8 protein-coding genes and 1 pseudogene are annotated in these 14,209 nt (G+C 36.1%); all 9 read right to left on the bottom strand.

The features are described from left to right. Window positions 1-134 precede the first annotated feature (134 nt). Window positions 135-575: a hypothetical protein gene (locus ACH2CJ_RS15025; RefSeq protein ID WP_394993765.1), complete on the bottom strand. Its 441-nt coding sequence runs from the start codon at window positions 573-575 to the stop codon at window positions 135-137. A gap of 197 nt (window positions 576-772) precedes the next feature. Further along, a pseudogene (locus ACH2CJ_RS15020) lies at window positions 773-853 on the bottom strand (heavy metal-binding domain-containing protein); the annotation flags it as partial. Between the two features lie 80 nt (window positions 854-933). After that, the gene (locus tag ACH2CJ_RS15015; RefSeq protein WP_394993764.1) at window positions 934-1,353 is read right to left on the bottom strand and encodes a hypothetical protein; all 420 of its coding nucleotides are present in this window, start codon (window positions 1,351-1,353) and stop codon (window positions 934-936) included. A gap of 251 nt (window positions 1,354-1,604) precedes the next feature. After that, window positions 1,605-1,907 (bottom strand): four-helix bundle copper-binding protein, encoded by a 303-nt coding sequence (locus tag ACH2CJ_RS15010; protein WP_394993763.1) that lies wholly within the window; start codon window positions 1,905-1,907, stop codon window positions 1,605-1,607. 50 nt (window positions 1,908-1,957) lie between these two features. Further along, complete coding sequence (locus ACH2CJ_RS15005; RefSeq protein ID WP_394993762.1) at window positions 1,958-4,336, bottom strand: multicopper oxidase domain-containing protein; 2,379 nt, start codon at window positions 4,334-4,336, stop codon at window positions 1,958-1,960. A gap of 399 nt (window positions 4,337-4,735) precedes the next feature. Further along, the gene (locus ACH2CJ_RS15000; RefSeq protein WP_394993761.1) at window positions 4,736-4,990 is read right to left on the bottom strand and encodes a DUF3127 domain-containing protein; all 255 of its coding nucleotides are present in this window, start codon (window positions 4,988-4,990) and stop codon (window positions 4,736-4,738) included. A 99-nt stretch (window positions 4,991-5,089) separates the two neighbouring features. Next, the gene (gene porV, locus ACH2CJ_RS14995) at window positions 5,090-6,256 is read right to left on the bottom strand and encodes a type IX secretion system outer membrane channel protein PorV (protein ID WP_394993760.1); all 1,167 of its coding nucleotides are present in this window, start codon (window positions 6,254-6,256) and stop codon (window positions 5,090-5,092) included. A gap of 80 nt (window positions 6,257-6,336) precedes the next feature. Next, complete coding sequence (locus tag ACH2CJ_RS14990) at window positions 6,337-12,540, bottom strand: hypothetical protein (protein WP_394993759.1); 6,204 nt, start codon at window positions 12,538-12,540, stop codon at window positions 6,337-6,339. Window positions 12,541-12,729: 189 nt separating this feature from the next. Continuing rightward, the gene (locus ACH2CJ_RS14985; protein WP_394993758.1) at window positions 12,730-13,665 is read right to left on the bottom strand and encodes a DnaA N-terminal domain-containing protein; all 936 of its coding nucleotides are present in this window, start codon (window positions 13,663-13,665) and stop codon (window positions 12,730-12,732) included. Window positions 13,666-14,209 lie beyond the last annotated feature (544 nt).

Here is a 14,209-nt window from a genome sequence, read left to right as displayed (position 1 = left end):
CACAGCTTTGAACCTCTGCCACATAAGTCACAAATATCTGGAAAGGCACGGCAGATTTTAGGAATTCTATTATGCCGCCCGAGCTTATTTAAAACACTCCAATCATACTTTTACGCTATATTGCTGGGCTTCAATTATTGTTTATGCTCCATATTAATAGGCATACACTTATTTTCATACAAACAATGAACAGCACAAGCCGCTTGAGCTTTATAGTTTTGATGGAGTAGCATTACCGTTTGCCCTTTGGCGTTTTTTACCTCACACATACCGTTATGCGATTGCTTTCCAATGGTATAATTTTCTGGTTTTTCGTTGAAATAATAGACAAAAGTGTTGCTTTTAGGAGCTTTTCCAAGTTTTTTTCCATTCATATCTACTATATTTCCACTACCATCTACTTTGGTTACGGGTTTGCCCGATTGGTCGAAACCCCCTTTTGATGATAGTGAACCAATTAGTTTTTTTTCATAATGAATATGTCCTTTGTAATCAACATAAGGTGTTGATTTTTGAGCAAATACGCTTAACGAAGCGATAAAAAAGAGGGCAAAAACGACGATTGATTTTTTCATTTTATTTGCAGTACGTCGCCACGTTTGTTTAAATTTTTAATTTTTTAACTTAAATCATTTATCATCACCGAAACAGAACCTAATAAGTTAGCACCCCAATATTATAAACCAAGGCAAAAAATCTATTTTTTGCCTCAGTCGAAAAGAGCTATTCTCGCTGTATGTAATTCAAATTATTTTACTTATCACTGCTGCATCTGCACTAAATTCATTCCACAAATCGGACAGGAACCTGGGGCATCTCTTACGATTTGGGAGTGCATTGGGCAAGTATATTTGCCGCCCGATGTTGTTGTTTGGGTTTGCTCCTCTTTTTCTATTGTTAAGGTATCTGTCATTTTCTTGTTTGTTTGGAGTGTTACTTATGATTCATTCCTTTCATTTTCTTATGATCCATTCCACTCATACTTTCCCCTTTCATTTTTCCCATCATGTCCATCATTTTTGGGTCGTCCATCATGGTTTTGCACATGGTTTTCATCATCGTTGAGTCGGTTTTGCAAGTTTCCATCATGTCGTCCATCATTCCTTTCATCATTTCGGGCTTATCTTTCATCATTTTCATCATGGACTTATGGTTTTCCATCATCATTTCCATACCATTTTCTCCTTTCATCATTTCTGCCATCATTTGTTTGTGCATGTTGGCGTCGTTGCTGATTAAAGAAATAATTTCTTTGCGACTCGTTTCATCTGCCAAAAGTTGATTTGAAGTTTTTGCTGATTGGCAAGATGTGAGTAGAGCTAAAAGGGCGATTTGTAGAAGAGTAATTTTCATTTTTTTAGTATTTAAATTGTTTTATAAAACAAAATTTCTATATTTCAACTAATAATTCTATGATTAAAATCATATTAATAAATATTTAGTATCAGAAATTTTAACATTAATCATAGTTCTAAGTTATTGATAATCAAAGTGTTACATAATTCTTGAAAAGACTTACATATTTCACAGATTAGTTCTAAACGTTCCTATAATTCTCTTTGCAAAACCTCATTTTTAAAAGTTCTGCAAAGAGAATTATACTATTACATTTTACAAGCCTCAGCACATTTTTTACAAGCCTCGGCACAAGCCTTGCAGTGGTCGCCATGTTTGGCACATTCTGCCACACAAGCCTCACAACATTTTACACACAAGGCACAAATATCATCACAGAATTGTGAATCTCTGGCACATAATCTGGCACATAAAGCACAAATATCCGCACAATCACGGCAGGTTTTCAGACATTCTACCATACCACCCATTGAAATGCACATAGTCGTACATTTTTCGCACTCAATCATGCAGGCTACGCAAGCATCAATACACATTTTGTTGTCTTTCATTGTTTGTTTTTGTTTAAATTGTTTAAATTATTATTAATTAAAAAAGAATACTAAAATTTGAAACTTAGCCCACCACCTGCTGTTTTGTAACGGGTATCATAATTGGCAAAAAGTGAGGTATTTTTAGTCAAAACGTAGTCCAAACCTACGTGCAAGCGAGTATAACCTTCGATTAGCCATTGTCCTTCAAACTCAAAACCTAACCTTCGGGTAAGTCTTTGTTGTCCCGATAATTGAAACCGCACATTCCCTTTTGAATCAACTTTCACTTCGGAATCAATTAAAAAAGGCAATAAAAACCTTAATCCGATAACTGGTCTGATGATTTTAGAGTCAATATTTGAACCTACTTCGCCCGATGATTTCCTAAGAAAAAGCTCGTTTCCAGCATCCACGCCACCAAAAACCCTAAAATATTGTGTCAAATATCGTTCATAGTCCAAATCAATTTCATAATCTCCTTTCCAATTGGCATCAGCACTTAAAATGAAGGCATTTCTATTGTTTGAACGGTTCATTTTCAAGTAACTATTAGTAACGCCAATATCAATATTCCCCCAAGTGAAATAGGCATTGTCGTTCATAGATGCCATAAATTGTGAGTGCATCGGAGCAATATCTGCATCGGGCATATCGCCTTCATAATGTATCACCCTTGCCATTCCCAGAGCCATGTGATACAATAAATGGCAATGAAAAATCCAATCTTTTTCATCATCTGCCAAGAACTCAATAGTAATACTTTCCATAGGGGCAAGGCTTACGGTATGTTTTAGAGGAGAATATTCACCTTGCCCATTCAATACCCTAAAATAATGACCGTGTAGGTGAATGGGGTGAAACATCATGGTTGTATTCACCATATTAAAGCGTACAATTTCGCCTCTTTTGATGTTGATTTTTTCTTCACGGGACATTGGTTTTCCATCAAATCCCCAAATATATCTTCGCATATCGCCCGATAATTCAAGTCTTATTTCACGCAGTGGGCGATTTTCAGGAAAAATGATTGGCTCAATAGATTTCAAGTTATAATAATTGCTTGTATTGTATTCACCCAAATCCATATCCATTTCTTCCATATTTTCAGCACCTTTCTTGTCCATATTTTTCATGTCATGTTCTTTGGTATTCTTATTTTTCATATCCATTCCCTTTATTTCAAGTCCTTTGTTGGCATTGGGTTTCGGAATTTCTTTTTGTGTGTAAGATGGAAAAGATTTAACATTGTTTCCTTTCATTTTCATGGCATTCATATTCATTGATGACATGGTGCGAGTCATTTCGTATAAATTGGGTTTGGGAATTGTGGGTGCTTCCATTTTCATTCCTTTTCCCAAAAAAAACGAAGCAAAGCCCGAACCGTCTTGGGCGGTTGCTCTAATTTCATAAGCCATATCGTTGGGAATTGTCAGTATAAAATCAAAGGTTTCTCCCATGCCCATGAGTTGATGCTTTACTTTGATGGGTTGAATATCTTGTCCATCATTTGAAACTATTTCCATATCACCACCTGCAAAATTGAGGTTAAAATATGATGATGTTCCTGCATTAATAACCCGAACTCTGATTTTTTCGTTTGGCTTTATTTCTTCTAAACTGCTGGTAGTAAGACCATTAATAAAAAATTTATCGTAAGCAATGTCTGAAATATCCATCGGTGGCATTCGTTGAAATGATTGCTTCAAATAAGCTCCCAAAGCATTGTTTTTGATAATTCTATCCAAACTTTGAATATTATTTTTACGAATTGAATACCATTCATTCCTTCGTTTTAGGTTTTTTATGATGCTTCCAGCACCTTCATCTGCCCAATCTGAAATCAATAAAACGACTTCTTTATCAACCTTAATTGTTGGCTTTTGGCGTTGAATTATAATAGAACCATGCAAGCCGATTTGCTCTTGAATATTGTGAGCATGGTACCAATAAGTACCCGATTGCAGAATAGGAAAACGGAAAGTATAGGTTTCTCCAGCTAAAATAGGAGGCGTATTGAGATAGGAAACACCGTCTTTTCGGTTGGGAACTAATATGCCATGCCAGTGAATGGAAGTTTCGGTTTTGAGTTTATTATGAATCCTGATAATGGCAGAATCGCCTTCGATAAAGTACAAAGTCGGCCCTGCAATTCCGTTATTTATAGCGATGGCAGTTGCTTTTTTACCAGTATAATTAACTTCTTTATAGTCAATATTCAAATCATACTCAACTGTTTTGCCCGTAGGTTTAACTAATTTTTCGGCGATAGGTCTTGAAAGGGGAAGGGTATTTCCTTTCATGATATTATACTCAGAAGTATTATTCTTAGATTTTGAGGAATTCAGTTTGCTTGCCTTCTCTTTAGTTTCAGGCATTGGCATTTGATGAGTTTGAGAAAACACATCAAAAGAAACCATTATTAGTATTGAAAAAAATACTTTTTTCATATTTACGGATTGAACCTTGATTAGTGAATAAATTTCAACTAATCAAAGGTCAGTACATTAATTTCTGAAATCGTTACATAATTATAGGGAAGAGTTGTATATTTCACACATTTTCAATTGCTTATGTAGGTATAGACACTGATGCAAAACCTCGGGATATGGTACCAGTTAATATTTTAACTATGTTGGAGGGTAATTATTAAAAAAAGGTCGAAATATAAATTCCGACCTTTGTCTGCCTCTATTCTAATGAACAGAGTTTTGTTTTTAAATGTTTGATAGGTAATTGAAAAGATACAAGCCGTTTATCCACTACTTCGTGACTAACAAATTGTATAAATGGCTTTATTTTAATTTTATGTCTTTTTCACTTCTTGAATTCGCAACACTTGCAAGGTATCATCTATCTTCTATTACTTTCCCTTTTAAGTTAATTGCAGTGATTACTTCTTGCCCTTCTTTAAAAGAATCAAGCAATGTTACTTTATCACCATGAAGCTCTAAAGCTACTGTTTGAGAGTATTTTTCATGCGGAATGCCACCCACAGAAATTTGCAACCAAAATTCTCTTTTTTGAAAGTCTTTGGCATCTTCTGTTTTTGAGGGGAAATTTTCTATTTCTTTAATTTTTATTATAGTTCCTGTAAGTTCCATTGTTAGTATTATTTATATTTTTTGAGTAAAAATAGCCCCACATTAGCAGGGCTATTGGGCGGAGAACCGCTTTAGATTATAGAAAGCATCTAAATTGAATTATTTGAAAGGGCAGTAATTCAAAGAAGCTCGAAAGGTATTTGATAGAATTTCATTACGATTGTTAGAAATTAAGTATGATAAATCCAAGCCAAAATCTTTGAATTTCGCTCCCAAACCAAGCGTGAAATAATGTATATCTCCCTTTCGTTTGTTTTGGGTATAATAGCCTGCACGAGCATAGAAATGCGGAACGCCGCCCGCTCGAAATTGAAATTCTGAACCCATTGAAAAAGTAAATTCTCTCATAGTTTCACGCAAACCATCAGGTGCAGTAGCCCATGATTGGAAAATTGTACCAATACCTGTAATATTTTCTTCATTTTTCCCTGCAATAACTTCATTTTTGGCATTTCTAATAGAAGGTGTTGGCACTAATAATTTATTGGCATCAATAGTGAGCATCAAGATATTTTGCTTTTTTCCAAGTATAAAATTTTGTGCAGCACCGAGTTTCAATAATGTTGGCTGAAACGTTCTTTTTTTATAATCGTCATACGATACTCTGCCACCGATATTTGTCAATGATGCTCCATAATTTAACCAACGGGTAGCATTTCTCTTTTTTTCTCTACCATCATGATAAAAACACAAATCACCTGCAAAAACATTTACTGGTTTTATCGTAGCCGACAAGTCCGAATAAATATATTTCAAACCAACAGAAAAGCTATTATTATGTTTCAATTGCTTGGCATAAAAACCGGCAATTGAAAACTCTTTTGAAGCAAAATTCCTTTGAAAAATGCCTTTTTGGTTACGAATTTCTACATTGCCAGCATCAAAATATTTTGCTATCAGTCCATAGGCATGGTTATTTTTGAACTTAAAAGTATTCAAAGCATACAAATTCATTCCTTGAATGAGATTTCTGTAATAAGGCGTATAATGTAGAGAAATTCCAAAGGGGTTTTCCTTTTTTGAACTGTCTTTTGACACATTTAAAAACGCCAATTTTGCAGGATTCATCAAACCACTATTGGCATCTGGAGAAATGGCTATCCCAGCTTCACCCAATGCCGCACTTCGGGCATCGTAAGTGAAGTTTTGAAAAGGAAAAGCACCCACTAAAACTCGATGTGAATTAACTGGAGTATAGACTTGACCTATACTTTGGAGGTTGATTATCAAAGATAAACCTACACAAAAACGAAATATATTTTTCATGATTTTTTATGTTTTGTTCCCTTGCCTTTCAAACTGAAACAGGTGAAAGGCAAGAGAAATTAGAAGATTTTTTAAGAAAATTATTCTTTATTTGTCTTTACCACTCGTTTTCTGAGTGTTACAGGTTTTGTGCCATCTGTACCAATAATGTGCAGTACATATTCTTCACTTGGTAGATTGAAAAGGTCTAAAACTAAGCTATCTAAATATCTCTCATGTCCGCCGCCTTCATAAATCAATTCGCCTCGAAGCGTGTATAATCTTAGCATTATGCCATCAATACAGCCTTTTGACTGAATAAATAGTTTACCTGAAGTGGGATTTGGATAAATGTAAGCATCAGTAATATTATAGTCCTTAACAAGAACTGTTGCGGTTGAAATATCCGATTTTTCATTGTCGGCATTTTGACAGAAGACCTCATAAACTTCATTTTTTGTACCTACAATAGTGATACTTCTACCTCTTTGACCATTGCTCCAAATGATTGTACCATTGCAACTCGTTACTACCGAAAGCGTGAGTTGCTTTTGTAAACAAAGTGTGTCATTCAAGAAATAATTGGTTTCATTTCCGTCAGTGATTTCTAATTGTTTTGGTCGAACTTTGATGGTAATTTCTGCCTTTTCTGAAACACATCGCCAAATTGTACAAGTAGCTGAATAGGTAGTGTTTTTCGTTGGACTAACAGTTAGAGAACTTCCAATTTTACCAGTATTCCAAGTAATGATTCCTTCACAGTTGCTCGCCGTCAAAATCGTTCTTTCATCCTCGATGATAATTAAACTTGATACAGTAATAGTTGGAGCTTTTGGAATTGGATAAACTTTGATTTTAACTGCCGTAGTATCAGAAACTAAACTATCAAGTCCAATACAAACAGCCTTGTAAGTCGTATCCATTTGAGGAGAAACACTAAAGGAATCAGCATTATTGTTGTTATGTAGCCATTTCAAAATACCATCATCTTCGCAGTTTTGGGCAATAATTGTAGTAAAACTACCGACACAAAGTGTATCAAGCGTTGCCACAATTTGTGGCTTTTTCGGACGAACTAAGACTTTAAAACTACCATAATTGCTATAACAGCCATCAACCAAGCATCGAGCAGAAAAAATGGTCGTGAAAATAGGTTTTACAACTATTTTGTTGGTTTTTTCACCAAAAAGAAGACTTTTATTATCCGTCCACTCCGTTTCAATGCAGCCATTGGCAAGCAATTCCAATGAATCACCTTTGATGATAACTGATTTTTCTGATTGAATAGTTGGGGCATCAATTTTAGGTTTTACCGTTACCGTAAAAGCAACCATATCGCTCAAACCTGCTTCTCCTTCACAACTTACACCATAAGTATTCGAGGTAAACATTCTGATTTTTTCGCTTTCTTTTCTTATTGTTCTATTAGGAATATCTAACCGTAGCGACGGTCGCCAGTTATCTGTCCATAAACCTGCATTTTTTGGACACCCACTATTCAATACCAATGTATCGCCATAACAAATTGTCAAATCTTTGACTTTTGGGGTGGGCGTTTTAACAATTACCTCAATTGAACTTTGGGAAATACAGTCATAGCCACCTTTGCAAGTTGCGGTATAAGTGCTTGTTCTGACAGGTTTAACACGAATTTGGATACTTCCTTCTTCGCCATTTGACCAAACTAAATGACCATTGCAATTCAACACATTCAATTCAACCGTTTCACCTGTAAAATAACTTTCCTTATTGGGGGTAATTTTGGGTTTGTTAGGCAATGGAATTGGACGAATGAGAATATCTCCTGCCCCTTCTCCTGCTGTGGTGGAACAAGCTACTCTAAAACGAGTTGGTTCTGTAATTGGATAGGCATTTGGATTATCAATTGCTTGGGCATCAGAAAAATCATCTTTTTTCCAAACCACCCAATAAAATGCAGTGCTACAACCTGTTTGTGAAAGTGAAGCAGTTGAACCCCAACAAACGTCTTTACCTATGGCAGTAATGATTGGCGGTTTTACTTCGATGGTAATTTTACCTTTACCCCCACAAGCATTTGGGCTTAAACATTCGGCGACGTAATCAGTATATTGGTTGGTCGGCCATACTGTAAGGGGATTACCAGTTGCTTGCCCATTTTGCCAACTGACAATGCCATCACAACCATCAACAGATAAAATGGTGCTTTCTCCTAAATAAATGGGATTCTTGGAAGCTACAATTTTAAAATCTTGTGGTTGTCGAATCTCAATACCAATAGTGGTTGTACTTTCGCCAGCACTTGTTATGCAATGCCCAGTAAATGAACCTGCTTGAACAATTCCATTGTAAAGAGGAGCGATTTCATTTCTACGCCCATATTCGGGCGATGTCCAATAAATATCGTTTGTTGGGCAGCCAATCATGCTCAAAGTTGTTGAACCACCGATGCACACTATATTAGGGGAAGCCTTTACTTCAATTTTAGGAACTGATACATTGACTGTTATTTTGCCATTTCCACCAATACAGCCACCATTTGCTGTACAAGTAGCCGAATATTCGGTTGTTGTTGGTGGTGTTACAGAAATACTTTTCGTACTTTCACCAGTATTCCATGTAATGATTCCATTACAATTAGATACACTCAATACTGCTGTCTCACCTAATGTTATAGGATTTTTTGAAGCGATAATTGTAGGAGTAGCACCGATTGGGTTAATGGTTAATTTGACCGCAGTTCTCGTATTACTTACACAATTATTGGTGGTGTTTTTTGTTTCTGCATAAAATATAGCCCCCAGTGGAGACTGCCCCATTGATGGTATGTAGGTAGTCGAATTAGCTAATAATAATGTACCACCAGTTGGAGCATCATACCAATCTATAACCTCGCCAGTTCCTACTGTAACAGATAAAGTTGGAATCGCTTCTTTTTGACAAATTGTTTTATCACCACCCGAAATTGGACTTATAACAGTTGGACAAACACAAGAAGGGGCTGTTACATTTATTTTATTTTGGCATCCAGTTGAAGAAATTGCTGTAATTTCTACATTCATTCCTTTTGGAATATCCTGTACTGTTGTCCCCGAAACAATCCCTGCGGTACTCGTGATAGTTGTTGCATCGCTTGTAAACGAAACACTATAAGTCAATAAGTCGGGTGAACAAGTTTTTGTACCTTCTGCAATTGTAGGTAATGTATTAACTGTTAATGCCACGGCTGTACGAGTTGCACTAACGCAATTAGTAGTGATGTTTTTGGCTTGTGCATAAAAAATGCCCCCGTTTGCAACACTTGGTGTATAATTTGAACCAGTTGCCAATAAATTACCGCCACTTAGAGCATCGTACCACTCTACTACTTCACCATTTCCAACATTTACTGTCAAGAATGGAATTGTTTGACCCAGACATATTATTTGATTACCACCACTAACAGGTGCATTTACTAACGGACAAGTACAGGTTGGCGAACTTATCGTTTGAGTTACCACACAACCAGCATTACTTGTAGCGGTTAGTATAACATTTGTGCCTGTCGGTATTCCTGATACAATCCCTGCTGCGGCAGCCGCTGCTGATACCATACCAGCACTGCTTGTTACTACCCCATCACTTGTATAAGATGCTGAGTAAGTTAATAAATTAGCCGAACAAGCCCTTGTTCCAATGTTTAGGGTTGGTAAAACGTTAATTGTTAGAGAAATTGCAGTACGAGCCGCACTAACACAATTAGTAGTTACGTTTTTAGCTTGTGCATAAAAAATGCCACCAGTTGCAATACTTGGCGTATAACTTGAACCAGTTGTCAATAAATTACCGCCACTTGGTGCATCGTACCATTCTACAATTTCATCAGTTTCAACACTTGCCGTCAAAGATGGGATTGTTTGACCTTGACATATTGTTTGATTACCACCACTAACAGGTGCATTTACTGTTGGACAACTACAATTTGGAGAACTTACCATTTGAGTTATAACGCAACCTGTACTACCTGTGGCAGTCAGTGTAATATTTGAGCCTGTTGGTATTCCTAATACAATACCTGCTGCGGCAGCCGCTGCTGATACTGTTCCAGCACTGCTTGTTACTACCCCATCACTTGTATAAGATACTGAGTAAGTTAATAAATTAGCCGAACAAGCGGTTGTTCCAACATTTAGAGTTGGCAAAGCATTAATTGTTAGAGAAATTGCACTACGAGTCGTACTAACGCAATTAGTAGTTTTGTTTTTGGCTTGTGCATAAAAAATGCCACCAGTTGCAATACTTGGCGTATAACTTGAACCAGTTGTCAATAAATTACCGCCACTTGGTGCATCGTACCATTCTACCGTTTCACCAGTTTCAACATTTGCCGTCAAAGATGGAATTGTTTGCCCTTGGCATATTGTTTGGTTGCCACCACTAACAGGTACATTTACTGTTGGACAACTACAATTTGGAGAACTTATCGTTTGAGTTACAACGCAACCTGTACTACTCGTAGCGGTCAGTATAACATTTGTGCCTGTTGGTATTCCTGATACAATACCTGCTGCGGCAGCCGCTGCTGATACTGTCCCAACACTGCTTGTTACTACCCCATCGCTTGTAAATGAAACCGAGTATGTTAATAAATTAGGTGAACAAGCCCTTATTCCAATGTTTAGGGTTGGCAAAGCATTAATTGTTAGAGAAATTGCAGTACGAGTTGCACTAACACAATTAGTAGTTGTGTTTTTGGCTTGAACATAAAATGTTTCCCCCAGTGGATACTGCCCCAGTGGATACTGAGCTACGGTTGGTGTATAACTTAATGTACTGCTTGCCACTAATGTTCCACTCGCATTATACCAATCTCCTGTTTCGTTTGCACCCACATTTACTGTTAATGCAGGAATTGTTTGCCCTTGACAAATTGTTTGATTACCACCACTAATAGGTGCATTTACTTTTGGACAGGTACAATTTGGAGAACTTACGGTTTTAGTTACAGCACAACCTGTATTACTAGTGGCTGTTAATGTAACATCTAATCCTGTTGGTATATTGATTATCGTATTTCCCGAAACTGTGCCAGCGGAGCTTATAACTACACCATTACTTGCAAAAAGTACGGAATAAGTCAGTAAGTCAGCATTGCAAGTTGTTGCACCGACGCTGAGTGTTGGTAATGAGTTGATAGTAACAACACCCGATGCCGTACTTGTTGCATCAGAACAAGGCGACGTTGCTAAAACTTTACAAGTAGCGGTATATGTTCCAGCGACATTAACGGTTGTACTTGTACCAACAAACCCATTGCTCCAAGTTACCGTGCCATTCGTACAACCAGTGGCGGTGAGTATTCCTATATTTCCCTGGCATAATGACAAATTATTAACTGAAATACTTGGTGCAACGGCATTGCTACAACAGGGTGTAACACTAATAATAGCACTTTGGTCTGATTGTGTTTGTCCAGTGTTTTTTGCAATGACATAGAAATCACCACCTGTCGATAAATCTAAACCTGAAAATGTTCCTTGACCATTAAAAGTATTGCCAACTTGTGAAATATTGGTTGTACTTATTGGATTTGGATTCCCTAATTTGTATAACTCCAATGTACCTGATTGTTGAAAAGCTATATCAAAAGTTGCATTGGTAGCATTACAGTTGAATGTTCCTGATAAAATTGGCGTAACTATCTTCTCATAGACCAAAGTTATTTCAACATCAATTGCTGTATCATCGCACGAATAGTTACCATCATCCCCCTTATCCACAACAAAATAGATATTATTTCCCGCATTAATAAATGTTGTTCCTACCGTATAAGTATTGGGTGAATTGGAAGTTGAAATAATTGTTCGTGGTAAGATTGTTGAATTATCCGTAATAATTGAATAACCGATATTCTCTCCACAACCAAAACTTGGCCTTTGAACGTTATTTGTAATCGAAATAATGGTGGCATTGTTCGGAATAGACAACTTTACAACCGAAGGAGCGTCATTTGATGGGTGCATAAATATCCCAAAGGGTGGAAATGGCTGAGGAGTTACTTCACCCGCATTGAGTTGTTCAAAGGCTAAAAAGGGATAATTTTCTTGCCCTAAAACAAAAGTCCAGCCTTTTTGAGAAATACCATTAATGTCTCCAGTTCCATCTTCTCCATAGTGAGGAAATAATTGAAAAGTGCCATTATTTAGTGTACCATAACTAAACAGTCCGTTGGAACTTGGATTTTGTTGCCCTACCACACTTTTTAGTTTGAAGGTGATTTGAGCCGAAGTGGGCAATACCACTATTGCCATGAGAAATAGCAATAAAAGATAAAATTTATTTTTCATTTGTTTGGAATTAAGATTAATTAGGAAAGCACTAAATGACGAATTCGCAACTGAATTGGCTTTAACTGGAGTTGAAAAATTGTATTAATATATTCATAAATGTATAATTATATTATTGTTATTGAAAACAAATATATAAATAAATAATTTCTAAAACAAAGTAGTAATTATATTAAAGTGAAAATATATTTACAAAATATATTCTAAAACTGCATCGTGTCCGATGGTTTGGTCGAGTGTTTTTCGTAGTAAATCGACGTAGTTTTCTTCTATCCAATCATAAAAAAAGGAACTGGGCAATTGTAAAACTAATTTCTTATTTTCCAGTTCTATGGGAATGATTGGTAAAAACCATGTCCGAAAGGCATTTTCTTCCACATTTTGACAAATAAACTCTAAACACTTCGCCCAAATCTTCAACATATTTTTATGGGATAGTTCTGCCGATATAGTTGCCTGACTTGCATCTTCGATTTGTGGAGTTACTTCGTAAAAGTGATTTTTTTGATAGGCGTCTCTGTAAATATCAATTCTGCCACGAGTAGGATATTTGGCATATAAATGAGCCAGGTGTTTGGCAAAATTTTGCTGGGTCATTTTCTTCCAACTAAAATCAATTAATTCATCTTGTTCTAAACTCCTGGGTTTGGATGCTCCAATCGCTTCTGTTTTCCCCACTCTCATCAATTCGTAGTACGAGTTAAGTTTCATTTTAACCTGAAAATTATCAAGCAGGTAATCAAATAATTCGTAAGACAAAATATTTTTGGTAGGGTGAAACATTCTCAGAACCAATCGTTCTTTGGTATCATCTTGGAAGATTCGCCAAAATTCAATCAAGGTGGCAGGGCTGTACGTTTTTCCATTTGATTGGTCAGCTTTCCGAAAAAAACAGTTGCTACGTCCCACGAATCTTTCGATCATTGAAAGCATCAAATATTCTTTGTCTTGTGGCTCGGCAAAGTGTTTTTTCTTGCTGTAATACGTGTTTGGATGAGAAAAGCCTTCTCGATACATGAGCATTTTGTAGCTCGAATTAATCAAATCCAACTCCGCATGAAGGAAGTTTACGGACTTCTTTTTTGGAGTAAAAGGCTTTGAATGGTTATTTGGATAGGTATTCATTTTTTGAAATTTTGTTTTGAAAGAGTTATCCACATTTTTTTTGCTTTTTTACAGTTTCCGTTAAAGAAAAAAACTAATTTATAAAATTAAGTTCTAAGTTTCCTATCAAAGTTCATAGTTCAAAAAGTTCATAGTTTGTACTTTGGAAACTGAAGAATTTTCAAAAAAATGTGGATAAGTCCACATTTTGGGCAATACGAATCTATTCGGTAAAAAGTCTATGCTTTTTCCGTTTTGAGAATAACTTAAATCACTATACGAATGAGCGTCCTTCGCATTGATTTACATTATTCACGATGGTTTATGAGCTTATTTTTAGGGAGGTTCTTTTGAAGGAAAACCTCTCAAAAAGCCTCTGAGATGGGTGAAAAAGTTATTAATGTACATATTTTCAAGCTTTTAAATTTTTATGAGTTGGTACTTTTATAAGATGAATTATGCTTTAGTAATATTGCTCAATGAGGCTTTTATTGCTTTAAAAGCAACTTTTTGAAACTTGAAATGGAGCATACTTTCACGGTAAAATTGAAAGATTTCTCGCAAT

The sequence above is a fragment of the Emticicia sp. genome (assembly GCF_043780375.1).
Taxonomy (GTDB): Bacteria; Bacteroidota; Bacteroidia; order Cytophagales; family Spirosomataceae; genus Emticicia.
The sequence above is the reverse complement of the archived record's forward strand: the minus strand, read 5'-3'. Positions and strand labels throughout refer to the sequence as shown.